The sequence below is a fragment of the Embleya hyalina genome, from assembly GCF_003967355.1.
Classification (GTDB): Bacteria; Actinomycetota; Actinomycetes; order Streptomycetales; family Streptomycetaceae; genus Embleya; species Embleya hyalina.
Genome location: NZ_BIFH01000013.1, coordinates 219,580 through 245,772 on the forward strand (window position 1 = coordinate 219,580; position 26,193 = coordinate 245,772).

A 26,193-nucleotide genomic window follows, 5' to 3' on the forward strand; every position below is an offset into this window, starting at 1 on the left:
CTCGACACCGCCACAGGTCGGAGAGCGAACTCCCTCTCGCGAGGCGGTACATCTCACCCGGTGGTCGGTGGTCGGTGGTCGGTTTCGCGGCGGGCGGCGACGGGGCGTGGCCTCGGCGTCGATCAGCGGGCAGGATCGAAGCCATGACCTCATCACCCGCATACCTCCTGCCGAGCGAGATCCGCGTACAGGGCCACGGGCTGTGGCTGCGCGAGTGGACCGACGACGACGTGCCGGCCATGGTCGAGCTGTTCGACGAGCCCGAGATCGACCGCTGGACGCCGCTGACCTCGCCGTTCGACGCCGAGGCCGCGCGGGCGTACCTGGCGCGGGCCCGCGCGTCCCGCGCGCTGCATCGGGGCATCCAACTGGCCGTCACCCTCGACGGCGGCGAACCGTGCGGCGAAATCCTGCTGTTCGCGGACGCCGACGGCCCCGACATCGATCTGGGCTCCGAGGCCGCGCGGCCGAGTCGGGTGGGGGAGATCGCGTACGGAATCGGCGCGCGGCACCGCCGTCGGGGCCTGGCCGCCCGCGCGGTGCGCCTGATGACGGAGTACGCCCGCGACGAACTCGGTGCCGACGCGGTGATCCTGCGCATCGCCGCCGACAACGCGCCCAGCATCGCCGTCGCGGTAAAGACCGGCTTCCGCCTCACCGACGCCGAGCCCGTCACCCGCCATCGCGCCGACCGCCACGTCGTCCTGAACACCTGGTTGCACCAGGGGCGACCGTAGGCATGCGGCGGGCAGCGGGCCCGTGAGTCGATATCAGCGATCGCTCAAGTGCGGCCGGTATCCGGGTCGTACTCCCGGGTCCGATCGCTCACACGACGGCTTCGCGGGCGGCCTCGTCGAGCATGGCGGCGATCTCGGCGGCTGCCGGGCGCGTGGCGGCGAAGGTGTCCGCGTCCGCGATCGTCTGCTCCGACTCGCGAAGGCGACGTGCCCGAGCCGGGAAGCGACGCAGCGCCACGAAGACGGCCCAGCGGTGCAGGAACGTATGCATGGGCACGGTGCTGTCCGTTTGCACGGCTTCCTGCCAAGCGGAATGAAACTCTCGTTCGAAGCGAACGGCCGCCGCCGGGTCGAGCGAGAGCACCGCCACCCGCAGCGCCTGCTCGGTCACCGGCGGCATGGGGAACAGTGGCGCGTCTTCCGATGTCTCGGCGTGCGCATCGCCCACCACGATCGCCTCCTTGTTGCTCACGGTCGTTCCGCCCCACCCTGCTGTCGAGCGTCCGCCCTCGTCCGTCGCTCGGCGCGATCACCGGTGTGGCGCGGAAGCGCTACGCGCAGCCGGGACACAGGCCCCGGTAGGTGACCTCGACCGCGGAGACGGTGAAGCCGAAGCGTTGCTCGGCGGGGAGGTCGGTCAGGGGGTCGCCCGCCGGGTGCACGTCGCGGATGGTGCCGCACCGGGAGCAGACCAGGTGCTGGTGCGGGCGGTGCGCGTTGGGGTCGTAGCGCTTGGCGCGGCCGTCGGTGGACACCTCGATGACCTCGCCCAGCGAGACCAGCTCGCCCAGCGCGTTGTAGACCGTGGCGCGGGAGATCTCGGGCAGGCGCGCCACCGCGCGCGCGTGGACCTCGTCGGCCGTCAGATGCACGTGGTCGCCGTCGAGGACCTCGGCCACGACGCGCCGCTGCGACGTCATCCGCCAACCACGCGCGCGCAGTCGCTCCAGCAGGTCACTCATATCGGTTCACCTATTCAGGGTTCGGTGGAGACCCGAGTTTACCGGCGGAGGTCCGGGTTCCGTTTGGATGTGGAATTGGCGCACATCTTGACTTGGACTCTGTCCATCGTAGGATCGGTTCTGGCGATAGCCAAGAGTCGGGAACACCCCACTACGGCAGGAGACGGAGACGTGACGGGACCACCCCCGTGGGACCGCGCGGTGTCGGCCTGACGAAGCCGGCCGCCGGCGCGGGACCCGTATCACGCGGTGAACCGACCGCGACGCGGCCCGGTTCCGCCGATCCGTCGTGTCGTCGCCGACGTGGACCGCACGACCGTAGAGGTTCGTCGACGCCCCCGGGCCGAGCACGTCCGGCGGGTCCGGCTTCCCCCGACCGTTGCACCGCTCGCACTCCCCGAGTACCACGATCCGCCTGGTCCGGAAGGATTCCCATGTCCGAGAACAATGATGCAATCGTCGTAGACGCGAAGTCGGAGGGCGGAGGGGGCTGCCCGGTCGCGCACACGCGCGCCCCGCACCCGACCCAGGGCGGTGGAAACCGGCAGTGGTGGCCGGAGCGACTGAACCTGAAGATCCTCGCCAAGAACCCCGCCGTGGCCAATCCCCTCGGCGCGGACTTCGACTACGCCGCGGCGTTCGAGGCGCTCGATCTTCCCGCGGTGAAGCGGGACATCGCCGAGGTGTTGACCACCTCGCAGGACTGGTGGCCGGCCGACTACGGCAACTACGGCCCGTTCATGATCCGGATGGCCTGGCACAGCGCCGGCACCTACCGGATCAGCGACGGCCGCGGCGGCGCCGGCGCCGGGCAGCAGCGCTTCGCCCCGCTCAACAGCTGGCCGGACAACGCGAGCCTGGACAAGGCGCGTCGGTTGTTGTGGCCGGTCAAGAAGAAGTACGGGCAGAGCCTGTCCTGGGCCGACCTGCTGATCCTCACCGGCAATGTGGCCCTGGAGACGATGGGCTTCGAGACCTTCGGCTTCGGCGGCGGTCGCGCCGACGTGTGGGAGGCCGACGAGGACGTCTACTGGGGTCCGGAGAACACCTGGCTCGGCGACGAGCGCTACAGCGGCGACCGGGACCTGGAGAACCCGCTCGGCGCGGTCCAGATGGGCCTGATCTACGTCAACCCCGAGGGCCCGAACGGCAACCCGGACCCGCTGGCCGCCGCGCGCGACATCCGCGAGACGTTCCGCCGGATGGCGATGAACGACGAGGAGACCGTCGCCCTGATCGCCGGCGGGCACACCTTCGGCAAGACGCACGGCGCGGGCCCGGCGGACCACGTCGGCCCCGACCCCGAGGCGGCCCCGATCGAGCAGCAGGGCCTTGGCTGGAAGAGCACGTTCGGCACCGGCAAGGGCGCCGACGCGATCACCAGCGGACTCGAGGGTGCCTGGACCGCAACCCCGGTGACCTGGGACAACAGCTTCTTCGAGACGCTGTTCGGCTACGACTGGGAGCTGTCCGAGAGCCCGGCCGGCGCCCACCAGTGGAAGCCGAAGGACGGCGCCGGCGCGGGCACCGTCCCGGACGCGCACGACGCGTCGAAGACGCACGCGCCGACCATGCTGACCACCGACCTGTCGCTGCGCTTCGACCCGGCGTACGAGCAGATCTCGCGTCGGTTCCTGGCCGAGCCCCAGGCGTTCGCCGACGCCTTCTCGCGGGCGTGGTTCAAGCTGACCCACCGCGACATGGGCCCGGTCGTGCGCTACCTCGGCCCGGAGGTGCCCACCGAGACGCTGCTGTGGCAGGACCCGCTGCCGGCGGTCGACCACGAGCCGATCGGCGCCGAGGAGATCGCCGACCTCAAGGCCCGGGTGTTCGCGTCCGGTCTGACCGTGTCCCAGCTGGTGTCCACGGCGTGGGCGTCGGCGTCCTCCTTCCGCGGCAGCGACAAGCGCGGCGGTGCCAACGGCGCGCGTCTGCGGCTCGAACCGCAGCTCGGCTGGGAGGTCAACGAGCCCGACCGGCTGGCCGCGGTGCTGCACGGCCTGGAGGAGATCAAGGCGGCGTTCGACGGCGGTCGCGACGACGGCAAGCGGGTCTCGCTCGCCGACCTGATCGTGCTCGCCGGCGGTGCCGCGGTCGAGCAGGCGGCCAAGGCCGCCGGGGTCGACGTCGAGGTGCCCTTCACCCCGGGCCGGGTGGACGCCTCGCAGGAGGAGACCGACGTCGAGTCGTTCGCCGCCCTGGAGCCGACCGCCGACGGGTTCCGCAACCACCTCGCGAAGGGCAACCGGCTGCCGGCCGAGTATCTGCTCATCGACCGGGCGAACCTGCTGACCCTGAGCGCGCCGGAGACCACGGTCCTCGTCGGCGGGCTGCGTGTCCTGGGCGCCAACCACCAGCAGTCGTCGCTCGGCGTGTTCACCAGCACGCCCGGCGTGCTGAGCAACGACTTCTTCGTCAACCTGCTCGACATGGGCACGACGTGGAAGGCGACGTCGGAGGACGCGAACACGTTCGAGGGTCGCGACGCGGCCACCGACGAGGTCAAGTGGACCGGCAGCCGGGTCGACCTGGTCTTCGGGTCGAACTCCGAGCTGCGTGCGCTCGCGGAGGTCTACGCGAGCGACGACGCCAAGGAGAAGTTCGTCGCCGACTTCGTCGCGGCCTGGACCAAGGTGATGGAGCTGGACCGGTTCGACCTGGTGTGACCACGACGTCCGGGTCGGCCCACACGGGCCGACCCGGACGCCGTTCCACGAACCGCCACCGCGCGGTCAGCGCCACCAGTCGTCGTCGGGCGCGACCGGTTGGGCCCGCTTGTGCCGAGTCGCGCGATGGGTCGACTCCAGGCGCGCCGCCACCTCCGGCGCGACGTCGCCGCCCTCCAGGTACTCGTCGATCTGACCGTACGTCAGACCCAGCGCGACCTCGTCGGGCAGCGCGGGTCGGTCGTCCTCCAGGTCGGCGGTCGGCACCTTCTCCCACACGCTCGGCGGCGCGCCCAACTCCTGGAGCAGCGCCGCGCCCTGACGCTTGGTCAGGCCGGTCAGCGGGGTGAGGTCGACACCGCCGTCGCCGTACTTGGTGAAGAAGCCCGTCACCGCCTCGGCGGCATGATCGGTGCCCACCACGAGCAGGCCCAGCTGTCCGGCGATCGCGTATTGGATCACCATGCGCTCACGGGCCTTGATGTTGCCGCGCACGAAGTCCCGCAGCTCGGACTCCCCGCCCGCCGAATCGGCCAGACCGCGGGCCACCTCGGCGGCCACCGCGTCGGCGCCCGGCTTGACGTTCACCGTGACCGAGCGGTCGGGTCGGACGAACCCCAGCGCGATCTGCGCGTCGTGCTCGTCGGCCTGCACGCCGTAGGGCAGCCGCACCGCGACGAACTCCGCCTCGTGGCCCTCGGCCCGCAACTCCTCGGCGGCGAGCTGGCACAACCGGCCCGCCAGCGTGCTGTCCTGGCCGCCGCTGATCCCGAGCACGTAGCCCTTGGCCGGGGTCGACCGGAGATAGTCCTTGAGGAAGTCGACCCGGCGCCGGATCTCCACCTTGGGCACGACGGCCGTCCGCACGCCGAGTTCGGCGAGAATCTGCTCCCTGGGGTTTGCCATCCCCGTACTGTACCGAGCGGGGCACGACCCGACGCCGGGGAGCGGTGTCGGCCGGCTCACGGGCCGCGCGGCCCGTGGTGGAGGGGACGGTACGCATGGGCAACAGCGCACTGCTTGTGATGGACGTACAGCAGGAGATCGTCGAGATGGCCGACGACGGGTCCGGATACCTGGACCGGCTCGGCGCGGCGATCGAGGGGGCCCGCGCGGCGGGCATGTCCGTGATCCACGTGGTGATCGGGCTGCGGCCGGGGCAGCCGGAGGTGAGCCCGCGCAACCGGGTGCTCACGAACTCCGCGGCGATGGGGCTGTTCACCGAGGGCGCCCCGGGCACCGCGATCCACCCCGCCGTCGCGCCCCGCGAGGGCGACGTCGTGGTCACCAAACGACGCGGCAGCGCGTTCTCCGGCAGCGACCTCGACCTGGTCCTGCGGGCCCGCGACATCGACCACCTCGTCCTGGCCGGCATCGCCACCAGCGGTGTCGTGCTCTACACCCTGTGTCACGCGCAGGACCTGGACTTCGGCCTGACCGTGCTCGTGGACGGCTGCCTGGACCTCGACCCCGAGGTGCACCGGTTCCTGACCGAGAAGTTGTTCCCGCAGTGGGTGGAGGTCGCCCTGATCGAGGAGTGGCTGAAAACCGTCGCCGGCGCGGCGGAGCCGGAGTGAGCAAGGCCGCCGACGCCGCGCCTCAGCGGCTCGGCGGCCGGGTGCCCGTGTAGACGCCGATGGCCCGGTAGCGCAGTCCGGGCTGTCGGTACTCCTCCATCGCGTGGGCGAGCCAGCCGATCGACCTGGCCATCGCGAAGACCGCCTCGCCGGCGTCCGGCCGCATCCGCATGGCGTGCGCCAACGCGGCCAGCGCCAGGTCGGCGTTGGGGAATACGTCGGCGCGCGTGGTCGGTTCGCGGGTCAGCGCGTCCACGGCGCGGATCACCCGGGCGACCCGCTCGTCGTGCTCGGCGTGTTCGCGGAGCAGGCCGAGCATCAGGTCGGCGCGCGGGTCGTGTTCGGCGTAGAGCAGGTGGCCCAGGCCGGGCAGGTGTTCCCCGGCGCGCAACCGGTCGGCGACCGCGCCCGTGGGGCCGCCGCCCGCCGGGTCGAGCGCGTCGCGCAGGAAGCGGTACGCCAGCCCGATCGCCGCGCCGTGATGCCGGCCGTCGAACACCCCGAGGCCGGCCGAGACCACCGCGTACACGTCCGCCCGGGCGCCGGCCGCCACCCGCGCGGCCAGCGTGGACACCGCCAGGTCGTGGTCGGCCTTGAGTACGAGCGCGGCGTTCAGCAGCCGGACGCGCTCCGGGGTCGCCGCGCGGGCGGTCAGTTTCGGCCACAGCCGCGCCGCGAGAGAGGACCCGGTCGGCGGGGCCGCGCCCGGGCACGGGGGCAGCGTGTCCGCGATCATCGCGAGCAGCGTCTCGCCCGCGCGGACCACGGCCTGCTCCGACAGGTCGAAGCGCAGCGGATCGGCGGTACCCGCGGCGGCCACGATCATCCGGATACGGTCGGTGAGCCGGGCGGTGTCGGGCAGCAGGCTCACCGTGCGCCGGACCAGGTCGGCCGGCCCGGCGGGGGCCTCGAACGGGGGCACCTCGGCGAGGTCGACGCCCCGCCACAACCAGTGCGCCACCGACTCCAGGCGATACCCGGTGAGTTCGGCCACGTCGCGGCCCCGGTAGTAGAGCCGGTCGTCGGCCAACAGGGTCACCCGGGTGTGGATACGTTCGATCGAGCCGTTGGCGGGGCGGGCGCGCCGGCCGCCGGTCCGCCCCGCCAACTCCTCCACGTCCGCGGCGGCGAACCGGCTGCCGCGCTGTCGCGACTCGCGCACGCTCGTCAGCAGTCCGCGACTGACGTACGCGTAGACGGTCTCGGGCTTGACTCCCAACCGTTGCGCGACCTGGGCGGTGGTCAGGTAATCCCGGTCACTTTCGTCGCCCGGCACGGCCCGTCGACCAGCCATTTCGTCGCCGCCTTCCGCTCGTATTGAGGCAATCAACATTGACGATAGTTGATCGTCGGGACGACATTCGAGGTGGCCGAAGCGGAATCGTGCGCAGAGTGGGAGGCGTGTCATGTCGGTCGTCGTCGACGGCGGGATCGAAGTACCCAGGGGACTGAAGGGGGTGGTGGTCACCACCACCGAACTGGGCGATGTGCAGGGCGCCAAGGGCTTCTACCACTACCGGCAGTACTCGGCGATCGAGCTGGCGGGCACCCGAACGTTCGAGGACGTGTGGTTCCTGTTCGTGCACGGCCGGCTGCCCGACGCCGACGAACGGGCGGCGTTCGCCGCGGAGTCGGCCCGGCTGCGGGTGTTGCCCGAGGAACTGCGGCCGGTGTTGCGCTCCATCGCCATGGCGGGCGAGCGCTTCGATCCGCTCGCCGGACTGCGTACGGCGCTGGCGCTGATCGGCGCCGCGCGTACGCCGCCGCCGCTGTGGGAGTCGTCGCCGGAGCGGCGCCGGGCGGACGCGCTCCTGGTGGGGGCGGTGACCCCGACGATCCTGGCGGCGCTGTACCGGATCCGGGCCGGGGCCGAGCCGTTGGAGCCCCGGGCGGATCTGTCCACGGCGGCCAACTGGCTCTACCTGGTGACCGGCGAGGAGCCCGAACCCGAGCGGGTGGCGGCGATCGAGCGGTATCTGATCGCCACCGTCGACCACGGCTTCAATGCCTCCACCTTCACCGCGCGGGTGATCGCCTCCACGGGGGCCGACCTGGTGTCCGCGGTGGTCGGGGCGATCGGTGCCTTCTCCGGTCCGCTGCACGGCGGCGCGCCGGATCGGGCCCTGGAGACGCTGGACGCGATCGGCTCGCCCGACGCGGTCGACGCGTGGGTGCGGCCCAGGATCGCCGAGGGCGAGCGGATCATGGGATTCGGGCATCCGGTCTACCGCACCGAGGATCCGCGCGCGGTGATGCTGGCCGAGCTGGCCCGCGAACTCGCCCCGCACACCGACGCGCGGGGGGTCGCGCTGGTGGAGTTCGCGGGCACGGTGCACCGTCGGGTGACCGAGATCCTGGCCGAGCTGAAGCCGGGGCGGGAGCTGCACGTGAACGTGGAGTTCTACGCGGGTGTGGTGATGGAACTGTGCGGCGTTCCCCGGAACATGTTCACGCCGACCTTCACGGTGAGCCGGGTGGTCGGGTGGTGCGCGAACATCCTGGAGCAGGCCGAGGACACGAAGATCATCCGGCCGATCGCCCGGTACACCGGGCCGCCCGCGCCGCAGCCGGTGCCCGCCGGCTGAGGCGCGGGCCGGGCCCGGGAGGGCCGGCCGGACTCAGCGGGCGCTGCCGAGGTTCCGGTCGGCCTCGTCGCCTCGGAGCATGAGGGTGACCTCCTCGATGCGGTGGAAACGGCCGTCGGGGGCCAGGTCGGCGAAGACGTAGACCTCGGTGCGTACGGTCGAGCCGTCGTGCTTGGTGATGTCGACCGTGTGCCGGTCGGCGTAGCGGGTCCCGTCGCGGAGTTCGTCGTGGACCTCGACGGAGCCGGCGGCCACGATCGTGCGCAGGTGGGCGATGTGCGCGAGGAATCCGGCGCGGTCGGCCCACTCCCCGTCGGTGCGCTGGCGGTAGTCCGGGGCGAAGTGCCGGTCGGCGGCCTCGTCGAGCGGGAGGTCGCGGTCGAAGAGCAGGTCGGTGAGCGCGGCGGCGATGCCGGTGGGAGCCATGGGAGGTCCTACCTTTCGGGTGAGCGGAAGGGAACGAACGAGATGCGTGCGCGACGCACGCATCTCGTTCGCATACCGTAGCACCATATGCGTGCGTCGCGCACGCTATCCTTCGTGGTGTGGACAACGAGGTGGGATACGAGATCGCCGACGCGCTGGGCCTGTTGTTGCGGCGGACGACCCGGGAGCGGCTGCATCGGTCGTTGACCGAGGGCATGGGGGAGGCGGTGGACGAGGTGACCTACCCGGTCCTGAGCGCGCTGGCCCGGACGGGACCGCGCAGCGCGGCCGACCTGGCCTCCGACGTCGGACTCGACCGCTCCGGCGTCACCCGCCGCGCCACCCGTCTGGAGCAGGCCGGACTGGTGCGGCGCGAACCGCATCCCACCGACCGGCGGGCGGCGCTGCTCGTGCTCACCGACGCGGGGGAGCGCGCCGTGGCCGAACTGCGCCGCCGACTGGCCGACCACATCACCGCGAGCCTGGCCGCCTGGCCGCCCGGCGCGGCGCGGGAGTTCGCCCGATCGTTGCACCGCTTCGTCGCGGACGGACCGTTCGCCTGACCGGGCGGGGGTGTCCGGGCGCGACCTCAGGCGGCGTCGAAGCGCCACCGGGTCTGGCTGTACGTGCCCTTGCCGAAGCCGAAGACGGTGGTCGGCGCCACGCGCAGGACCCGGGCCACGTTGCCCCCGCTGCCGTGGAAGGCGCCGTCGCGGACCTCGAACCGCCAGTCGGGGCCGTACTTGCCCGCGTAGGCGTCGGCGATGCGGCGCAGGGTCGGGTCGTCCGCCAGGGGTACGGCGCGGCCCTCGACGACCAGGTCCAGGCCCCGGTCCAGGGCGTTGTCGCCGGTGGTCAGCACGCAGTTCGCGTTGGTGTGGAGGTTGTGCGCCTTGCGTTCGTCGGCACCGGTGCAAAAGTGCAGCGCGTTTTCCAGCCAGACCGCCAGCAGCGGTGTCACGTGCGGTCGTCCGTCCGGCCGCACCGTGCTCAGCCAGAACACCGGGGCGGTCGCCAGGCGGGTGACCGCCACCGACCACGGGACGGCCTCGGCGTCGGGATGGCTGTAGCGGGCGTCCAGTCGGGTGCGCGGTTCGTGCTGGGACATCGGGCGTCCTCCGGGTGTCGGTGGTGCGCGGACCCGGCCGGGCCCGGGCGGGATCGCGCGGACCTTTGCGATCCATTGCAAACGACTGCCCCGGGTTCGCGAACTCATCGGTGCGCGCGATTTTCCCGGATATGCGGGCCTTTTCCCGGGGCTTTCACAGGTCTTGGGTAAAGAGTCCATAAAAAAATCTTTGCCTCCCCTGTCTCTGGTGTCACAGGCGCATCTAGGGTCCGGATGCCCGACGCGAAATCCCGTCTCCGTCGTGACCCGACGGCCGGCGGGAGGTGGGGGTCGGGCTCTGCCGAATCAGCTCGACGTCGTGGGCGCGTAAGGCACCACAGCACCCTGATCGGCGTCGCTTCGCGTCCGGGACCACCTTCCGGGCGGAAGGGGAGACCATCTTGAGTCGAGCGATACCCGGGCGCGGCGGTACGCCGCCGCGAGGCCTCCGGCGTTTCCGTGGCCCGGTGACTTTACTGTCGGCTTCCGTGCTCGTGGCCGCGGGCCTTTCCACGGTGACCGGCGCCGCGTCCGTCGCCGCGCCCGTGCGTGTGGACAACACCAGGGCGGTGTGGAATCCCGGACCCGAGGACACCTATCTCAACACCGTCGAAGCCGAGTTCCCCCAGGGCGTCGACGGCGAAGTGAGCGCCGCGGACAAGGCCCGCAAGGCCAAGGAGGGGCGCGGCAGCAAGGACCGTGAGGGCAACCCGCGTGCGGCGGGGCAACTGCGCCTGCTGGAGGCCGAGTCCCAGCGCACGGGCAAGAGCCCGGAGCAACTGAAGGCCGAGAAGAGCGGCTTGGCGCCGGGTCGGCAACAGAACGCCAAATTGCTGACCGTTCTCGTCGAGTTCAACGAGAACGCCAACGACGACTTCTCCGGGTTCAACCGCCGCGCGAGCGTCCTGGATCCGTCCTGTGTCGTGGAACCGCCGGGCACCATCAAGAACGGCCCGCTGCACAACACGATCCCGGACCCGGCACTGGCCGGGAACGACAACAACACGCCGTGGGTCAAGGACTTCAGCCCCGAGCACTTCAACAAGATGCTCTACACCAAGCAGGGCATCACCGAGCGCATGCGCAAGGACCTGACCGGTCCCGACGGCAAGCCGGGTGTCGACGTCTCCGGCTACACGATGAAGAACATGTACGAGGAGATGTCGGGCGGCAAGTACACCGTCTCCGGCACCGCCACCCCGTGGATCAAGGTCCCGCACTCCGAGGCGTGGTACGGCGCGGGTGCCTGCGGCAAGCGTCAGCAGGACATGACCGGACACCCGAACAACCCGGGTGGCGCGGCCACGCTCGCGATCGACGCGGTGAACGAACTCGCGCGCAGCCAGCCGAACTTCCCGTGGGCCGACTACGACAAGGAGGACACCGGCGACGCCGACAACGACGGCAACACGCAGGAGCCCGACGGCGTGGTCGACCACCTGGTCCTGGTCCACTCGGGCAAGGACAAGTCCTCCGGCGGCGGCGCCGAGGGCACGTACGCCATCTGGGCGCACTCCAGCGCCGTGGCGGGCGGCTACACCGTGCCCGGACAGAACGTCAAGGTCGCCAACTACATCGTGCAGCCGGAGGACTCCGGCGTGGGCGTGTTCGCCCACGAGTACGGCCACGACCTCGGTCTGCCGGACCTGTACGACAACTTCAGCGGCGGCGAGTCCTCGGTCAACTTCTGGGACCTGATGGCGAGTGGTTCCCACTCGGGCCCGCTGTTCCAGTCGATGCCGGCCAACATGAGCGCGTGGTCCAAGTACACGCTGGGCTGGCTGACCCCCCAGGTCCTGAAGGTGGGTGACAAACCCACGATCGCCACCCTGGGCCAGGCGGCCAAGACGCCCAAGGGCACCCAACAGGCGGTCCGGGTCAACCTGCCCGACAAGGTGTTCCGATTCTCCACGCCGCACAGCGGCACCAAGGCGTGGTATTCGAACAACGACCAGGAGTGGGCGGACGTGAAACTCGTCCGCGACATCGCGGTCCCGACCGGGACCGACCTGAAGTTCCAGTGGTGGAGCGACTATTCGCTGGAGGTGGACTGGGACTTCGGGTTCGTCGAGGTCTCCACCGACGGCGGCACCACGTGGCGGCAACTCGAGGTCCGGGACGACGCGGGCACGCTCGTGTCCACCCCGCCGGACTACCCGGACCCGAACGGCAACCTGCGCCGGTTCGGCAAGAGCACCGGGCTCACCGGCGAAAGCAACGGCTGGCGCCACGACCACGTGGACCTGACCGCCTACGCCGGGCAGAACATCAAACTGCGCCTGGGCGTCGACACGGACGCCGCGACGCAGGAGAAGGGTTGGCTCGCCGACGACTTCTCGCTCACCAACGGTGGCGCCACCGTGTGGTCGGACGACGTCGAGCAGGGCGACAACGGCTGGACGCCCGTGGCGGGCTCGGTCGGTGCCGGTACCCGGGGCACCGGTTGGATCCGCTCCGACGGTACGTTCAACAAGGAGCAGTACTACCTGCTCGAATGGCGCAACCTGTCCGGCTTCGACCAGGGCCTGAAGTACACCTACACGTTCGGCGAGAACGGCAAGCGCTCCAAGCTCGCCTACAACGCGCCGGGCCTGCTGGTGTGGCTCCGGGACAACGAGTACCCGAACAACGGCATCCTCAACTACCTCGACCGGAATCCGTCGTTCGGTGCCAAGGGCGAGCTGTTGCTGGTGGACGCGAACCCCGAGCCGTACCGCTTCCCGCACCTGCCGTCGAACGAGGCGGCCAACGTGGAGGCCCGGGTGCAGTCGGCGAACGCGGCGTTCGGCTTCAAGGACACCGCGGGATTCCAGGCCTGCCTTCGGGCCGGCGACCACTGCGCGAACTTCGCCAAGACGGAGCCGGTGCGGTTCTTCTCCGACGTGTTCGGCTACGCGCCGGGTGTCGAGGCGGGCCCGAACGGATTCGTGGGCAAGGACCGCGACGGTTCCACCGTGGTCCCGGCGCGGGCGCCGTACTCGACCAAGGTGACCAAGCCGGACGGCTCACCGGACTTCGCGAACTACGGCAAGCCGTTCCAGAATTCGGTGACCGGTAACGGCAACCCCGGGTTGGAGAAGGCATACGGCGTGACCGTGTTCCCGATCACCCCGCTGCCGCACGACACGGGCGCCGTCGTCTGGATCGCTCCCGCGCGGAAGTAACCGCTCCACCCGCACGATGTCGGCCCCCACGACGCAACTCCGGTCGTGGGGGCCGACGTACGCCTGCGGGGAGCGGTTAGCATGCACAACACGGCGTGCCGATGAGGCGGTTGGTTGCCCGTGTGACCCGAGGGAAGAGGCGAGGGATGTCGGAAGCGGAGTGGATGTCGCGGGATCCGCGCGAGGAGCCCTGGCCGGTGGTCGATCTGCGGCTGGATGTCCCGCATTCGGCCCGGGTCTACGACTACCTGATCGGCGGGAAGACCAACTTCGAACCGGACCGGGTGGCCGCGAAGGCGTCGGTGGCGGCGTGGCCGGCCCTGCCGATCTCGATGCGCACCACCCGCACCTTCATGCAGCGGGCGGTGCGACACCTCACCGAGCGGCACGGGGTACGGCAGTTCCTGGACATCGGCACCGGGATCCCGACCTCGCCGAACGTGCACGAGATCGCGCAGGGCATCGCGCCCGAGACGCGGGTCGCCTACGTCGACAACGACCCGATCGTGCTGACCCATGCGCGGGCGCTGATGTCGAGCACCCCCGAGGGCCGCACCTGCTACGTCGACGCCGACCTGCGCGACATCGACTCGATCATCGGCGCCCCGCAGTTGCGCGAGGTGCTGGACCTGTCCGAGCCGGTGGCACTGTCCCTGGTCGCGATCGTGCACTTCGTGCTCGACCGGGACGACCCCCAGGGCCTGGTGCGGCGCCTGATGGACGAACTCGCCCCGGGCAGCTTCCTGGTACTGACCGTGTTCACCGGCGACACCGACCCGGTGGGCGTCGGCGGGGTCGGGCGCGAGTACAACGCGCGCGGCATCCCGCTCCAGATCCGGGACCGGAAGGAAACGCTCGCCTTCTTCGACGGCTACGAGTTGCTGGACCCCGGGGTGACGCTGGTGCACCACTGGCGTCCGGACGCGGACGCGCCGGAGATCCGCGACGCGGACATCGCGATGTACGGCGGGGTGGCGGTCAAGAACGCCTGATCGGGTCCGGCCGCCCGTCCCTCACGTGGCCGCCGCGGCCGCGGTGGTCAGCAACTCCGGTAGCGACCCCGGGAAATCGGGGACGATGCGGCCGGCGATCACCCACGCGTCGACACTGTCGCCCAGGGTGTTCGCCACATGGGCGGCGATCAACCGCCGGGCCTCGTCGAGTTCCTCGGGAAGCAGGGCCGCGAAGGCGTCGAGAGCGCCGAGCATGCGCAGGGGCGGCTGTGCCGTCTCGACGAACTCGCGCATGGTGAGCGTGCCGTCGGCGACCGCGTCGACGTACCAGTTGTCCGCCTCGTCGATCCACTCGCTCGGCCGGTCCCGCAACGGCTCGCGCAGCGGATGGCCGAGTGCGGCGCGCGCGTGGGCGGGTGAGCGCCGGCCCACGCGCGCGGCCGCCTCCGGATCGGAGTCGCAGGCCGCCAGGGCGAGTTCGTCCGGGCAACGCGGCTGGGCGGCGAGGTTGGCCAGGACGGCGCCGGGCAACTCGCCCCGCCGGTGGGCGGCGATCGCCTCCGGCCAGAACGTGTCCGGGACATGCCGGGTCGCGATCTCGGGATTGCGGCGCATCGCCGCGAGCAGTGCCGCCGGTCGCCCGGAGCCGGCCACCTCGCGCCGCAGCCGGCGCAGACCGTCGAGCGCGCGCGTGGTGTCCAGGAAGGTCCGCAGCGTTTCGTACTCGCCGTCCAGCCGCAGCCTGACCCGTCGGTCGAACAGCGCGACGCGGCCCCGGGTTTCCCACAGGCCGAGCAGTCCGCGCAACGTGGCCGGGCCGCCGAGGCCACGGGCCCCGTAATGCTCGAAGGCGGCCCGGATCAGATACGGATGGTGACCGTGGACCGCCTCGGCGCAGTCGCTCGCCAGTCTGGAACTCAACCAGGCGCGGCGTTCCAGGGGCAGCCGTACGCGTGGCCGCGCGTCGCGACGAGTGGCCCGGTGGATCGCGTAGGCGGCGTCCGGGCCCGGATGCGCCGACAACAACGCCGCGTTGACGTTCGGGTCGTGCAGCGCGAGCAGCCGCTCGACGGTCGAGGCGGTGGGCACGACGTCGTGGACCAGGTCCCAGGTGTGCTCGGGCACCCGCTTCAGCGCGGGCAATACGACCCGTCCGGCCAACGCCGTGCCGGCGCGGGCGAAGCCGCGCACGACCTCGACGGGCAGCGCGGCGACCACGCGGGCCGCGATCGCGGGATCCACCCGGCCCAGCATCCCGGCCGGCGAGAACGCCCCCCACCGTTTCCACTCACCGACCGCCGGACCGGGCACGACGGCGTCGAACTCGCGACCCATCACGGCCGCGTCGGTGCCGGCTCCGGTCCCGGCCGCACCGGACAGCCGCACGGCGTCGGCGCACAACTGCGGGAACGTCCCCCGATGGTCGGGGGCGTGCGCGATCAACCACCCCCAGGCCGCGAGGTCGTCGCCCGGCAACAACTCGGCCGCCTCGTCGAGCACTCGGTCGATCGCCGCGAGTCGCCGGTAGCGCCGGGGGCGGACGAAGAACTCCAGGGAACGGATCGCCCACCAGCCGGGCGTGGCCGCCAACGCCACCCGACGCGGCGTCAGCACCCCGCTCAGCAACGCCGCTTCGAGCGGTCGGGTGGTCCACTGCGACCGAAGCGGCTCGGGTGGCGCGACGACCAGTTCCAGGGCGACCCGCGGCGGACAGCTTCGATCCGCGAGGAGGATCGTGCGGGCGAACTCCCGGATGGGTTCGCGGCGATGGGCCTCGCACACCTCGTCCCAGTCGCGCGTCGCGGCGGAGAGGAAACGTGTTTCGCGGGTGTCGGCGGAACGCGCCCAGGAGGTTCGGTCGGTGGGCTTGTCCGGTGTCCCGCGGCCGAGTTCCGGGGCGGGAGCGGCGCCTGGTCCGGGCACGATGCCGAGCCGGGCCCGGACCCGCGCCGCGAGCTTCGGATCGGCGCACCGCAGCAACAGCTCCGCCGTCGCCGGGGTGCCGGCACTCATCCGATGCCTCCTCGCGGTATGGGACGTCCGTCCTTTGTATCGTGCCGCCGGGTGGCCGCGTGATCGGGCCCGATCATCCCACCCGTCACCGGCGACCGGGGCCGGACCCGGACTCTTCGGCACCCGCGCCGACCGACGGGTCTCCGACGCGCCGGTCGGAGCAGGTCGCGGACGACCCGGTCGGCGGCGCGTTGTCGGGCCAGGGTGTCGTGCCCGCGGGCGGCGATCGAAGTGCGGCGCGGGCGACCGGACTTCCCCATCCCGGTGTTGCCGTTGCCGCGGTACATCGAGCGGACATACGCGACCGAGCCGCTGTCCACCGGCCGGCACGGCGTCGGCTGTCTGCTGAAGGACCGGGTCGGCCGGGTCGCGGAGTTCGTCGAGGCGCCGCGCGAGGTCGCCGCCGGCGGCCTGGCGCCGGACGCCGAGGTGATCGCGCAGGTCGTGCGCCGCCGGGACGACCCGCCGACCGCGCCGACCGACATCTTCGCCGAGCCGGGCCTCGCCGCCGGCGACGCCGGACACCGCCGGGTGCTCGCCGTGCTCACCTACCCGGACGCGTCGCCCCGCCGACGCGCGCCCGCGGCGCCGGCCCGCGCAGTACCGCCATCGCCGCGTTGTGGCCGGGGACGCCGCTCACCCCGCCGCCGCGCCGGGCTCCGGCACCGCACAGCAGGATGCGCTCGTGGGCCGTCTCGACGCCCCACGTCCCGGGCGGTTCGCCGTCCGGCGTGTAGGGCCAGGACAGGTCGCGGTGGAAGATGTGCCCGGCGGGCAGCCCGAGTTCGTCCGCCAGGTCGAGCGGCGTGTGCACCTCCAGGCACGGGTCCCCGTTCGCGTCGCGCAGCAGGCAGTCCTCGATCGGCTCGGCGAGCACGTCGTCGACGGAGTCGAGCATCGCGCGCAGCGCCTTCGCCCGGGCGTCGTCGTGGTCGTCGGCGAACAGGCGGGCGGGCATGTGCAGGCCGAACAGCGTCAGCGTGTGCACCCCGGCGGCCCGGGGCCCCGGACCGAGGATCGAGGGGTCGGTGAGGGTGTGGCAGTACATCTCGCCGGGCGGCGGCGCCGGCATCCGCCCGGCCGCGGCCCGCTCGTACGCGTCGGCGAGTCGGGCATAACCCTCGTTGACGTGGAAGGTGCCCGCGAACGCCCGGCGCGGGTCCGCGCGCGGATCACGCAGGCGCGGCAGCCGGGCCAGCACCATGTTGACCTTGAGCTGTGACCCCTCCGGTGCCGGGCCGTCGGCCGGCTCGCCCAGCAGCCGGCCCAGTGTTTCCGGCGCGACCGCGGCCAGGACGTGTGCGCCCGTCACGCGATACCGCGTGTCGCCGATCGTGTAGGACACCTCGCCGTCGGGGTTCACGGCGGTCACCGTCGCGCCCGTGCGCAGGTGTGCGCCCGCCGTTCGGGCCGCGTCGGCCAGGCTCGCGGTGACCGCGCCCATGCCGCCCACCGGGACGTCCCAGTCGCCCGTACCGCCGCCGATCACGTGGTAGAGGAAACATCGGTTCTGCCGCAGCCCGGGGTCGTGCATCGGCGCGAACGTGCCGATCAGCGCGTCGGTGGCGACCACGCCCCGCACCGTGTCGTCGGCGAACTCCGCCTCGATCAGGCCCGACAGGGGCTGCGCGAACACCGCGTCCCAGATCCGCTCGTCGTCCACGAGGCGGCGGAACTCGGCTTCGGAGCGCAGCGGTTCGGTGAGGGTGGGGAACACCCGCCGGGCCAGCCGGCCGGTGGCCGCGCCGAGCCGCTCCCACGCGTCGGCGTCGCGTACGCCCGCGAACCGGGTCAGTTCGGCCCGGGTGCCCGCCCGGTCCTCGGTGTCGACGAGCAGGCCGTCGGTGCCGCGCGGGGTGTACGACCCGATCCGCCGGCGCCGCGTCACCAGGGGCAGCCGCAGGTCCTCGACGATCTTTCGGGGCAGCAGGCTCACCAGGTACGAGTAGCGCGACAACCGCACGTCGACCCCGGGGAACGGCCGGGCCGACACCGCCGCGCCGCCGACCTCGTCGAGCCGTTCCACCACCACGACCGAGCGTCCCGCCCGCGCCAGGTAGGCGGCGGCGACCAGGCCGTTGTGGCCGCCGCCGACCACGACGACGTCGAATCTCCCACCGTCACGCACCACATCCGCCTCCGCGATCACCGATCTCGCGCCGCACGACCGCGCCGGCCACAGGCAGCATAGGTGTGTTCATCCGCGGGCGGGCCCGACACACCCGGCGCCGAGTCGTGCGCGATGTGGGGCACAACCCGCGAGTGGCGGGGCAGTTGAAGATCCGGACGGGCAACCGCCCGTCGAAACACACGAAGAGCATGGGAGCCGGATTTGCGACGCATCTCGAACAGGGGCGTTACGGCGGCCACCGCCCTGTTGACCCTGGTGGTCACCGCCGGCCCGGCCGGCGCGGCACCGGGCGCGGACCCGCGGCGCGGCACCTCCGTGGGTACCGGGACCGGCGCGCCGCTGCCCGCGCCGGACCCGGACGGCGTGGGGGACGCGCTGAAGCGCACCCTCGCGGCGGGCGCGCCGGGCGCGATGACCCGCGTCGACGACGGCCGCACCACGCTGAGCCGCACGGCCGGGGTGAGCGACACCGCCACCGGCGCGGGCATGGACACCGACGGGCGCTTTCGGATCGGCAGCGTGACCAAGACCTTCTCCACCGTGGTGCTCATGCAGCTGGTGGCCGAGGGTGCCGTCGACCCGGACGCGCCGGTGGAGCGATACCTGCCCGGAGTGCTCCCCGACACCCGGATCACGGTGCGGCATCTGCTGAGCCACCGGAGCGGGTTGTGGGACTACTCGAACGACATGTTCGCCCGGACCGTGCCGGGGTTCGAGGCGGTACGCGATCGGGTCTTCACCGTCCGGGAACTGATCGACCTGGCCACGGCACACCCCGCGACCGCCGTGCCCGGGACGACCTACCAGTACTCCAACACCAACTTCGTCGTGATCGGCGCCCTGATCGAGAAGGTGACCGGGCGGACGGTGCGCGAGGAGTACGAACGGCGCATCATCGACCCCCTCGACCTGCGGAACACCGCCTACGTGCACCCCGAGACGAGCATTTCGGGCAAGCGGATCCGCGGCTACCTCACCCCCGACGAGGCGGGTGCGCCGCTGGTGGACTCGACCGAACAGACCGTCTCCTGGGCGCAGTCGGCGGGCGCGGTCATCTCCTCTCCCGGTGATCTGGACCGGTTCATGTCCGCGCTGCTCGGCGGGCGACTGGTGCGCGCCGACCTGCTGGAGCGGATGCTGGAGATGACGCCCAGCGACGGCTCGGGAGTGCGCTTCTACGGCCTGGGCCTGCGGCGTCGGGACCTGTCCTGCGGGATCCCGGTCTACGGGCACACCGGGACCGTCCAGGGTTACTACACCTACTCGTTCACCACCCGGGACGGCCGCCGCAGTGTCACCTCGGTGGCCAACACGAGCAACAACGGCACGGCCAACACGGTGCTGGGCGACACCCTGGAGGCGGCGTTCTGCGGAAAGCGGGCGACCGCCCCGAGGGCGCTGACCGCCCGGGCGCCGCTGCCCGAGGAGGAGGCGTCGGCCGCACGGTAGTGGTCGGCCGGCCCGTCCGGCGAACCCGCTCGGCCGGTCGCCGCCGCGCCACGATCGGCGCGGCGGCGACCGGCGCCCGGGCCGGCTATCGCTTCGGGTCGTCGGGTGCGCCCAGGATCCGGTCGAGCGCGTCGTGGACGATCCCGCGCATGGCGGCGGCGTCGTCCAGGTAGCAGCCGACCGCAAGGCCGTCGCGCAGCAGCATGAGGATGTCGGCGCCGGCCCGGGGACGGGCGTCGCCGGCCGCGGTCAGCAGGTCGGCCACCATCGTGCGGAACCAGACCCGGTGCTCCAGGATCGCGCCGCGGACGGGATGCGCGACATCCGGGAATTCGGCGGCGGCGTTGATGAACGGGCAGCCCCGGAAACCGGGTCGGCGGCCGATCTCGACGATCAGGTCGAAGAAGCGCACCAGGACCTCGCGCGGCGGCAGGCTGGCGGAGTCGGCGAGGAAGTCGGCGACGGTCCGGCGCTGCGCCTCGAACTGCTCCGTCAGGTACGCGTGGACCAACGTGTCCTTGGCCGGGAAGTGGTGGTAGAAGGTCGCCTTCGCGACGGCCGCCTCGGCGATGATCCGGTCCACCCCCACGGCATGCACACCCTCCGCGTAGAAGAGCGTGCTCGCGGTGTCGAGCACGCGGCGGCGGGCCGGGCTCTCGCGGGGTCGATCGGGGGTCGTCGTGGGCACGCCTTGACTTTACCAGACAGGTCTGTCTACGGTCTGATCCGTCGACCGAACAGACCGATCTGTCTACACGGATCCGTCTGCCACCACCTGGAGAAGGCGGGACCACCATGAGCCTGTACACCGCGATCGCGACCTCGGCCGGACGGGACGCCCGGGCGGTCAGCTCCGACGGGCAACTCGACGTCAAGCTGGGCGTGCAGCGGGAACTCGGCGGCGACGGGATCGGCACCAACCCCGAGCAACTGTTCGCGGCCGGCTACTCGGCCTGCTTCGCCAGTGCGATGCGGCTGGTGGCCGAGCGCCAGGGTGTGGACGCGGCCGACGCCTCGGTCACGGCCGAGGTCGACCTGAACCCGAACGGCGACGGCGGCTTCGGACTGAGCGTGACACTGCGCGTGGAACTGCCGGAGCACCTGTCCGCCGAGCAGGGCCGCGCCCTGATCGAGGCCACCCACCAGGTCTGCCCGTACTCGAACGCCACCCGGGGCAACATCCCGGTCGAACTCGTCGTCGAGTAGCCGACCCCGCGCCGCGATCGGGGTGGTGCGTTCGTCGCGCGGCCGGGTCAATCCGCCGCGCGCTCCCCGTCCCGGTCGTCGCCGGGCGGGGCGGGGCGGGCGGGGCCGCGATAGGTGAGCGTCTGGCTGTAGACGATGTTCGTGGTGGTGCCGCCGAACCGCGCGAGGCGGTCGACGATCGCCTCCAGGTGCGACATCGACGTCGCCGCCACCTTGAGCGTGTAGCAGTCCTCGCCCGTGGTGCGCAGGCACTCCAGGATCTCCCGCCGCTCCTCGAGCAGACGGTGCAGCGGGCCGTGCCGGCTTCCGGGGTACTTCAGGCGCACCACGGCCAGCACGGCGAAGCCGGTCCGGGCGAGGTCGACCTCCGCCCGGTAGCCGGTGATCACGCCGACCGCCTCCAGGCGCTTGACCCGCTCCGTCGTCGCGGACGCGCTCAGGCTGACCCGGCGCCCGAGTTCGGTCAACGGGATGCGACCGTCGCGCTGCAACTCGCTCAGGATGGCCCAGTCGGTGGCATCGAGATCCCCGGTCATTCGGCCAGACTACCGGCGGATCCACGGCGATCGGGCCCGAAGGGCACGAATTATGTCTTCAGTTGTCGGGTTGCCGCCGGATAGCCTCGATCCATGCAACTCGGTGTCAACGTCCCCAACTTCGGCCCCGGCACGGATCCGGGCATGCTGCGCGACTGGGCGCAGACCGTGGAGGGGCTGGGATTCGACCTCCTGATGGTCTCCGACCACATCGCGATCACGCCCGACGTCGCGGAGCAGTACCCCGCCCCCTTCTACGAACCCTTCACCACGCTCGCCTGGCTGGCCGGCGTCACCCGGCGGGTCCGGCTGGGCACCACGGTGCTCATCGTCCCGTACCGACACCCCCTGCTCGTCGCCCGGATGGCCGCCAACCTGCACCGGTTGAGCGACGAGCGCCTGGTGCTCGGCGTGGGCGTCGGCTGGGCGCGGCAGGAATTCGCCGCGCTCGGGCTGTCGTTCGAACGCCGGGGCAGGACCACCGACGAGCACCTCGCGGCCATGCGTGCCGCGTGGGCGGGCGGCGAGGACGACTACCGCGCGGGTGATATCCCGATCTGGGTCGGCGGCAACAGCGACGCGGGCATCCGCCGCGCGGTGCGCCTCGGCGACGCCTGGCATCCGCTGCGCCGCACCGTGCCGTGGACGCGCGCGGCGGTCGATCGGATGCGTGACATCGCCGAGGGGGAGGGCCGGGCGATGCCGGCGCTGGTGCCCCGGATCGCGCTGCACGTCACCGACGCGCCGCTGCCCGATGCCACGCGACTTGCGGGCGAGGGCACCATCGAGCAGGTTTTCGACGATCTGGACGGCCTGCGCGGCCTCGGCGCCGAGACCGTCGTGCTCGATCCGTTCGACGGCGATCCGGACCGGACCCGGCGTCCCGGGGCCGCGTGGCGCATGCTCGCCCGGGTGGCCGAGCGACCGCGTACGCCCGACGGCGATCGCACCCCTGCCGGCGATCGCACCGCGCCCGCCGATTCCATCGAAGCGAAATGACGGAGACCCGATGACCGTGTCGGACGACGAACTCATCCACCTGCGCCGCTGTGTGGAACTGGCGGCCGAGGCCGTGGCGGCGGGCGACGAGCCGTTCGGCTCGGTCCTGGTCGCCGCGGACGGCGCCGTCCTCGCCGAGGATCGCAACCGCGAGCGCAGCACCGGGGACCCGACCCGCCACCCCGAGATCGAACTGGCCCGCTGGGCGGCCGCGCACCTGACGCCCCCGGAGCGGGCCGAAGCCACCGTCTTCACCTCCGGGGAGCACTGCCCGATGTGCGCGGCGGCGCACGGCTGGGTGGGCCTCGGCCGCATCGTCTACGTCAGTTCGGCCGAGCAGACCGGTACCTGGCTGGCCGAACTGGGCGTGTCGGCCTCCCCCGTACGCGCCCTGCCGATCGGGGAGATCGTGCCCGGGCTCGTGGTGGAGGGCCCGGTCCCGGCGCTGGCCGAGGAGATCCGCGCGCTGCACCGCCGCTTCCGCGCCGAGGGTTGACGTGCGGCCGAGGGGCCGGTGGACGGCCGGCCCCTCGGCGGCTGCGAGGGCGTCGTCGGCGCGGGTCAGTACGAGATGGCGACCCGACACGCGAAGGTCTCCCGGTCGTCGACGTGGCCGAGGATGAAATCGGCCAGGTCGGCGCGGGAGAGACGAGTGGGGCGATCCAGTGGTCGCGTCTCGTCGGGGCTGTACCGGTAGGTGCCGGTGCGCGGTCCGTTGGTGAGCATCGGGACGCGGATCACGGTCCAGTCGAGCGCGTCGGTGCGGGTGTCGGCTTCGGTCAGGTCCTGCTCCATGCGGTGCATGTCGGCGTAGGCGTGCCGGTGCAGGGGTCGCACGATCAGTCGGGTGACCAGGCGCTGGGCCGCCGGCACCCCGGCGCCCGTGTCGAGTGCGCCGGAGGAGAGGCAGACCAGCCGCCGGACGCCCGCGGCGGACATCGAGCGACGCAGATTGGCCGTGCCCCGCGAGTAGACCGTGGTGGGCGAGCGGGTGGTGGCGCCGAGCGCGCTGAGTACGGCGGTGTGGCCCGGGACGACCGCGTCGATCGTGTCCGGGTCCAGGGCGTCCCCGGCGACCACGCGCAGGTTCTCGTGTCGGGTGGTGATGCGTCCCGGATCACGGGCGAGGGCGGTGACGTGGTGGCCGGCGACCAGGGCCTGCGCGACGAGCCGCATGCCGGTGCCGCCGGCGGCGCCCACGACGAGCAGGTTCACGGCGCGGTCGGGTCGGTCTGCGGCCGGCCGCCGGCGGGGCGACGGAAGGGCGGTGCGCCCGCGAGCTTGCCGCCGTCGATCGGCAGGGTGGCGCCGGTGATGAACGAGGACTCGTCGGAGCACAACCACACCACGGCCGCGGCGACTTCGTCGGGCAGACCGATCCGGCGCATCGGCATGGCCCGGGCGGCGGCCTGCCGGGCCTGCTCCCCGGCGGCCTCCAGCTGCTCGGTGTGGATCGGGCCCGGCGCGAGCGCGTTGATCCGGATGCCCGCGTCGGCGTAGTCGAGCGCGGCGGTGCGGGTGAGCCCGATCAGGCCGAACTTGCTCGCGACGTACCCGGCCAGTCCGCCGACGGCCTGGAGACCGGCGGTGGAGGACATGTTGACGATGGCGCCGCCGTTGCCGCTCGCGAGCATGGCGGGGATCTCGTACTTCAGGGCGAGGAAGACGCCGCGCAGGTTGACGGCGAAGGCGCTGTCGAAGGCGGCCACGTCGACGTCGGCGAGCGGGGTGGGCGGGTGGCCGCCGCCGGCGGCGTTGTTGACCGCCGCGTCCAGCCGGCCGAAGCGGTCGACGGTGGTGGCGACCAGTCGCTCGACGGCGCCGGGATCGGTGACGTCGGTCGGTACGGCGAGCGCACGGCCGCCGGCCGCGTCGAGTTCGTCGGCCAGTACGGTCAGCGCGTCCGCGTCGCGGGCGGCGAGCACGACCCGCGCGCCGGCGCGGTGCAGGGCACGGGCGGTGGCGGCGCCGATGCCGCGACTCGCGCCGGTCACGATCGCGACGCGGTCGGCGAGGGGCTGCTGAGGGGTGGACATGGTGCACTCCCGGGTCGAGGTGGTGCGAAGGTGCGAATCGGGCGTACCGGGACGCCCGGGCAGGCCGGGGTATCCGCGATCCGCGAGGTCGCGTAGAATTCAATGGACAGACAGTAAATCCAAAATCGTGGAAGGGGCAAGCCGCGTGAGTCCGCGTGTGTACAAGTCCGACAAACGTCAGGCCGCAGCCGAGGACACCCGACTGCGCATCCTGACCGCCGCCCGCTCGCTGCTCGCGGCCGCCAAGCCCACCCAGATCACGCTCGACGGCATCGCCAAGGCGGCCGACGTGTCCCGCCAGACCGTCTACAACGCCTTCGGTACCAGGGCCGGCCTGCTCGAAGCCCTCTTCGACGGGCTGGCCACGCGCGCGGGCGTCGACCTGTCCGAGGCGTTCGCCGCGCCCGACGTGGACGCGGCGCTGCGCCGGTTCACCGAGACCTTCTCGCGCTTCTGGGCCGCCGACCCGGTGGCGATCCGCCGGCTGCGCGGCATGGCGGTGCTGGACTCCGAACTCGACCGACTGCTGCGCGAGCGCGACGACATGCGCCGTACCGCGCTCGGTTCGCTCCTGGCGGCCCGGGGGGTGGAGGTCGGGCCGGAGACGATCGACGTCGTCTGGCAACTCACCGGCTTCGAGGTCTACGACGGCCTCGCCCGCCGCGACCCCGAGCGCGACCCGACCGGCCCGATCGCCGACGCCGTTTCGGCCGTATACGCGGCCGCGCGGGGCTGATGGGGCGGCCCGCGCCGCGCGGGTCGCCCGGGGCCCGGCTCAGCGCCGGCCGATCTCCGCGGCGCCGAATCGTTCGGTGAACGCCGTCCGGTTGGGCGAGTCGGGGGAGGGGTCGTGGATGGCGAAGACGACGTGCTCGAAGGCCGCCGCGAAGGGGCCGTCGGGGGCGAGGTGGTCGTGGAACGCGCCGGCGACCTCACGCGGGTCGTTGCGGAACACCCCGCATCCCCAGGCGCCCAGGACCAGTCGGCGGGCGCCGTGGTGGTGGGCCACCGTCAGGACGCGGCCCGCCCGGCGGCGAAGGGTCTCCCGGATGCGGCCGTGCGCGGCGGGGTCGCGCTGCAGGGTCGCGCCGGCGTTGGGGGCGGCGCAGGTCAGGAACGACACCGGGAACGGCTGGTCGAGGAGGCGAGCGTGCTCGTCACGGTGCACCGGGACGTCGGGGGACCAGATGACCCGGTCGCTGTAGAGGAGATCGGGTCCGGCGCGGTGGGCGGCGTAGTAGTCGGGGGCACGCAACAGACAGGGATACAGCAGGCTGTTGCGGCACAGGTCCTCCTCCTGGGCCCGGGCACCGCGCAGATAGCCGCCGCCGGGATTGCGCGCGGAGGCGAAGTTCAACACCGCGATCGTGCCCGGGCCCGACCCGGACAGGCGCCGCGCGGCCTGGAGGCTGCCCTCGCCGGTCACCCGGAATCGCGTCGACGGCCCGGCGCCGACCGGGTGCGGGGCGAGCGGCCCGTCCGGGGGATGGCCGACGGTGCCCGACATCGCCGCGTGCAGCGCGGGCCCCACCCGGACCGTGCCGTAAGGAGTCGAGTATTCGCCCGTGGCGACGATCCGGGCGTTCACGGCCGCGATGTCCCGCAATCTGCTGTTCACAGGCTCGTACGCTAGAGGTTTGCCACG

General features: G+C 72.3%; 25 protein-coding genes. 12 read left to right on the top strand and 13 right to left on the bottom strand.

What is annotated here, in order from left to right; translation table 11 throughout:
- The first annotated feature begins 143 nt into the window (after positions 1 to 143).
- Complete coding sequence (locus tag EMA17_RS01040; protein WP_126634925.1) at positions 144 to 737, top strand: GNAT family N-acetyltransferase; 594 nt, start codon at positions 144 to 146, stop codon at positions 735 to 737.
- 88 nt (positions 738 to 825) lie between these two features.
- Here the strand turns inward: EMA17_RS01040 and EMA17_RS01045 are convergent, their stop codons facing one another.
- Complete coding sequence (locus EMA17_RS01045; protein WP_246126375.1) at positions 826 to 1,209, bottom strand: hypothetical protein; 384 nt, start codon at positions 1,207 to 1,209, stop codon at positions 826 to 828.
- A 79-nt stretch (positions 1,210 to 1,288) separates the two neighbouring features.
- Positions 1,289 to 1,699: a Fur family transcriptional regulator gene (locus EMA17_RS01050; RefSeq protein WP_126634926.1), complete on the bottom strand. Its 411-nt coding sequence runs from the start codon at positions 1,697 to 1,699 to the stop codon at positions 1,289 to 1,291.
- 434 nt (positions 1,700 to 2,133) lie between these two features.
- Here EMA17_RS01050 and katG point away from each other — a divergent pair, with 434 nt between their 5' ends.
- Positions 2,134 to 4,365: a catalase/peroxidase HPI gene (gene katG / locus EMA17_RS01055; protein ID WP_126634927.1), complete on the top strand. Its 2,232-nt coding sequence runs from the start codon at positions 2,134 to 2,136 to the stop codon at positions 4,363 to 4,365.
- Positions 4,366 to 4,431: 66 nt separating this feature from the next.
- On the opposite strand, the gene nadE is transcribed toward katG, so the two are convergent.
- Complete coding sequence (gene nadE, locus EMA17_RS01060) at positions 4,432 to 5,271, bottom strand: NAD(+) synthase (protein WP_126634928.1); 840 nt, start codon at positions 5,269 to 5,271, stop codon at positions 4,432 to 4,434.
- 95 nt (positions 5,272 to 5,366) lie between these two features.
- Here nadE and EMA17_RS01065 point away from each other — a divergent pair, with 95 nt between their 5' ends.
- Entirely contained in the window at positions 5,367 to 5,942 is a 576-nt protein-coding gene (locus EMA17_RS01065; RefSeq protein ID WP_126634929.1) for a cysteine hydrolase family protein, read from the top strand.
- A gap of 22 nt (positions 5,943 to 5,964) precedes the next feature.
- Here EMA17_RS01065 and EMA17_RS01070 read toward each other — a convergent pair whose 3' ends face one another.
- Entirely contained in the window at positions 5,965 to 7,236 is a 1,272-nt protein-coding gene (locus EMA17_RS01070; protein ID WP_126634930.1) for a citrate synthase, read from the bottom strand.
- A gap of 112 nt (positions 7,237 to 7,348) precedes the next feature.
- Here EMA17_RS01070 and EMA17_RS01075 point away from each other — a divergent pair, with 112 nt between their 5' ends.
- Positions 7,349 to 8,527, top strand: coding sequence for a citrate/2-methylcitrate synthase (locus tag EMA17_RS01075; protein ID WP_126634931.1), 1,179 nt, complete (start codon positions 7,349 to 7,351; stop codon positions 8,525 to 8,527).
- Positions 8,528 to 8,560: 33 nt separating this feature from the next.
- Here EMA17_RS01075 and EMA17_RS01080 read toward each other — a convergent pair whose 3' ends face one another.
- Complete coding sequence (locus tag EMA17_RS01080) at positions 8,561 to 8,953, bottom strand: nuclear transport factor 2 family protein (protein WP_126634932.1); 393 nt, start codon at positions 8,951 to 8,953, stop codon at positions 8,561 to 8,563.
- A gap of 119 nt (positions 8,954 to 9,072) precedes the next feature.
- Between EMA17_RS01080 and EMA17_RS01085 the strand changes: the two genes are divergently transcribed.
- Positions 9,073 to 9,516, top strand: coding sequence for a MarR family winged helix-turn-helix transcriptional regulator (locus EMA17_RS01085; RefSeq protein WP_126634933.1), 444 nt, complete (start codon positions 9,073 to 9,075; stop codon positions 9,514 to 9,516).
- 26 nt (positions 9,517 to 9,542) lie between these two features.
- Here the strand turns inward: EMA17_RS01085 and EMA17_RS01090 are convergent, their stop codons facing one another.
- Entirely contained in the window at positions 9,543 to 10,061 is a 519-nt protein-coding gene (locus EMA17_RS01090) for a pyridoxamine 5'-phosphate oxidase family protein (RefSeq protein ID WP_126634934.1), read from the bottom strand.
- A 488-nt stretch (positions 10,062 to 10,549) separates the two neighbouring features.
- Between EMA17_RS01090 and EMA17_RS01095 the strand changes: the two genes are divergently transcribed.
- Positions 10,550 to 13,225, top strand: a complete 2,676-nt coding sequence (locus EMA17_RS01095) for an immune inhibitor A domain-containing protein (protein WP_246126376.1) — start codon at positions 10,550 to 10,552, stop codon at positions 13,223 to 13,225.
- A gap of 146 nt (positions 13,226 to 13,371) precedes the next feature.
- Positions 13,372 to 14,217, top strand: coding sequence for an SAM-dependent methyltransferase (locus tag EMA17_RS01100; protein ID WP_371862942.1), 846 nt, complete (start codon positions 13,372 to 13,374; stop codon positions 14,215 to 14,217).
- A 21-nt stretch (positions 14,218 to 14,238) separates the two neighbouring features.
- Here the strand turns inward: EMA17_RS01100 and EMA17_RS01105 are convergent, their stop codons facing one another.
- Positions 14,239 to 16,191, bottom strand: coding sequence for a hypothetical protein (locus EMA17_RS01105; RefSeq protein ID WP_126634936.1), 1,953 nt, complete (start codon positions 16,189 to 16,191; stop codon positions 14,239 to 14,241).
- A gap of 544 nt (positions 16,192 to 16,735) precedes the next feature.
- A complete protein-coding gene (locus EMA17_RS01110; protein ID WP_170222078.1) occupies positions 16,736 to 18,319 on the bottom strand; it encodes a phytoene desaturase family protein in 1,584 nt (527 codons plus the stop codon).
- Between the two features lie 204 nt (positions 18,320 to 18,523).
- Between EMA17_RS01110 and EMA17_RS01115 the strand changes: the two genes are divergently transcribed.
- Positions 18,524 to 19,771: a serine hydrolase domain-containing protein gene (locus EMA17_RS01115; RefSeq protein ID WP_246126378.1), complete on the top strand. Its 1,248-nt coding sequence runs from the start codon at positions 18,524 to 18,526 to the stop codon at positions 19,769 to 19,771.
- 85 nt (positions 19,772 to 19,856) lie between these two features.
- Here EMA17_RS01115 and EMA17_RS01120 read toward each other — a convergent pair whose 3' ends face one another.
- Positions 19,857 to 20,459 (bottom strand): TetR/AcrR family transcriptional regulator, encoded by a 603-nt coding sequence (locus tag EMA17_RS01120; RefSeq protein WP_126634937.1) that lies wholly within the window; start codon positions 20,457 to 20,459, stop codon positions 19,857 to 19,859.
- Between the two features lie 107 nt (positions 20,460 to 20,566).
- On the opposite strand from EMA17_RS01120, the gene EMA17_RS01125 reads away from it, so the two are divergent.
- Positions 20,567 to 20,977: an organic hydroperoxide resistance protein gene (locus tag EMA17_RS01125; protein WP_126634938.1), complete on the top strand. Its 411-nt coding sequence runs from the start codon at positions 20,567 to 20,569 to the stop codon at positions 20,975 to 20,977.
- A gap of 47 nt (positions 20,978 to 21,024) precedes the next feature.
- Here the strand turns inward: EMA17_RS01125 and EMA17_RS01130 are convergent, their stop codons facing one another.
- A complete protein-coding gene (locus EMA17_RS01130; protein WP_126634939.1) occupies positions 21,025 to 21,513 on the bottom strand; it encodes an Lrp/AsnC family transcriptional regulator in 489 nt (162 codons plus the stop codon).
- Positions 21,514 to 21,606: 93 nt separating this feature from the next.
- On the opposite strand from EMA17_RS01130, the gene EMA17_RS01135 reads away from it, so the two are divergent.
- Together EMA17_RS01135 and EMA17_RS01140 are read left to right on the top strand one after the other, a co-directional pair.
- Positions 21,607 to 22,512, top strand: coding sequence for an LLM class flavin-dependent oxidoreductase (locus tag EMA17_RS01135; RefSeq protein ID WP_126634940.1), 906 nt, complete (start codon positions 21,607 to 21,609; stop codon positions 22,510 to 22,512).
- A gap of 10 nt (positions 22,513 to 22,522) precedes the next feature.
- A complete protein-coding gene (locus tag EMA17_RS01140) occupies positions 22,523 to 23,008 on the top strand; it encodes a nucleoside deaminase (RefSeq protein ID WP_126634941.1) in 486 nt (161 codons plus the stop codon).
- Between the two features lie 65 nt (positions 23,009 to 23,073).
- On the opposite strand, the gene EMA17_RS01145 is transcribed toward EMA17_RS01140, so the two are convergent.
- Both EMA17_RS01145 and EMA17_RS01150 read right to left on the bottom strand, forming a co-directional pair.
- Positions 23,074 to 23,727: an NAD(P)-dependent oxidoreductase gene (locus EMA17_RS01145; protein WP_126634942.1), complete on the bottom strand. Its 654-nt coding sequence runs from the start codon at positions 23,725 to 23,727 to the stop codon at positions 23,074 to 23,076.
- On the bottom strand, positions 23,724 to 24,548 hold the full coding sequence (locus EMA17_RS01150; protein WP_126634943.1) for an SDR family NAD(P)-dependent oxidoreductase: 825 nt from the start codon (positions 24,546 to 24,548) through the stop codon (positions 23,724 to 23,726). The genes EMA17_RS01145 and EMA17_RS01150 overlap by 4 nt, the downstream gene beginning before the upstream one ends.
- A 145-nt stretch (positions 24,549 to 24,693) precedes the next feature.
- On the opposite strand from EMA17_RS01150, the gene EMA17_RS53190 reads away from it, so the two are divergent.
- Positions 24,694 to 25,284: a TetR/AcrR family transcriptional regulator gene (locus tag EMA17_RS53190; RefSeq protein WP_218042579.1), complete on the top strand. Its 591-nt coding sequence runs from the start codon at positions 24,694 to 24,696 to the stop codon at positions 25,282 to 25,284.
- 39 nt (positions 25,285 to 25,323) lie between these two features.
- On the opposite strand, the gene EMA17_RS01160 is transcribed toward EMA17_RS53190, so the two are convergent.
- Entirely contained in the window at positions 25,324 to 26,166 is an 843-nt protein-coding gene (locus EMA17_RS01160) for a TIGR02452 family protein (RefSeq protein WP_126634945.1), read from the bottom strand.
- Between the last annotated feature and the right edge of the window lie 27 nt (positions 26,167 to 26,193).

Coding starts and splice junctions, on each gene's coding strand:
- EMA17_RS01040 (WP_126634925.1), top strand. CDS start 144: ATGACCTCATCACCCGCATACCTCCTGCCGAGCGAGATCCGCGTACAG.
- EMA17_RS01050 (WP_126634926.1), bottom strand. CDS start 1,699: ATGAGTGACCTGCTGGAGCGACTGCGCGCGCGTGGTTGGCGGATGACG.
- katG (WP_126634927.1), top strand. CDS start 2,134: ATGTCCGAGAACAATGATGCAATCGTCGTAGACGCGAAGTCGGAGGGC.
- nadE (WP_126634928.1), bottom strand. CDS start 5,271: ATGGCAAACCCCAGGGAGCAGATTCTCGCCGAACTCGGCGTGCGGACG.
- EMA17_RS01065 (WP_126634929.1), top strand. CDS start 5,367: ATGGGCAACAGCGCACTGCTTGTGATGGACGTACAGCAGGAGATCGTC.
- EMA17_RS01070 (WP_126634930.1), bottom strand. CDS start 7,236: ATGGCTGGTCGACGGGCCGTGCCGGGCGACGAAAGTGACCGGGATTAC.
- EMA17_RS01075 (WP_126634931.1), top strand. CDS start 7,349: ATGTCGGTCGTCGTCGACGGCGGGATCGAAGTACCCAGGGGACTGAAG.
- EMA17_RS01080 (WP_126634932.1), bottom strand. CDS start 8,953: ATGGCTCCCACCGGCATCGCCGCCGCGCTCACCGACCTGCTCTTCGAC.
- EMA17_RS01090 (WP_126634934.1), bottom strand. CDS start 10,061: ATGTCCCAGCACGAACCGCGCACCCGACTGGACGCCCGCTACAGCCAT.
- EMA17_RS01100 (WP_371862942.1), top strand. CDS start 13,372: ATGTCGGAAGCGGAGTGGATGTCGCGGGATCCGCGCGAGGAGCCCTGG.
- EMA17_RS01105 (WP_126634936.1), bottom strand. CDS start 16,191: ATGAGTGCCGGCACCCCGGCGACGGCGGAGCTGTTGCTGCGGTGCGCC.
- EMA17_RS01125 (WP_126634938.1), top strand. CDS start 20,567: ATGAGCCTGTACACCGCGATCGCGACCTCGGCCGGACGGGACGCCCGG.
- EMA17_RS01130 (WP_126634939.1), bottom strand. CDS start 21,513: ATGACCGGGGATCTCGATGCCACCGACTGGGCCATCCTGAGCGAGTTG.
- EMA17_RS01135 (WP_126634940.1), top strand. CDS start 21,607: ATGCAACTCGGTGTCAACGTCCCCAACTTCGGCCCCGGCACGGATCCG.
- EMA17_RS01140 (WP_126634941.1), top strand. CDS start 22,523: ATGACCGTGTCGGACGACGAACTCATCCACCTGCGCCGCTGTGTGGAA.
- EMA17_RS01150 (WP_126634943.1), bottom strand. CDS start 24,548: ATGTCCACCCCTCAGCAGCCCCTCGCCGACCGCGTCGCGATCGTGACC.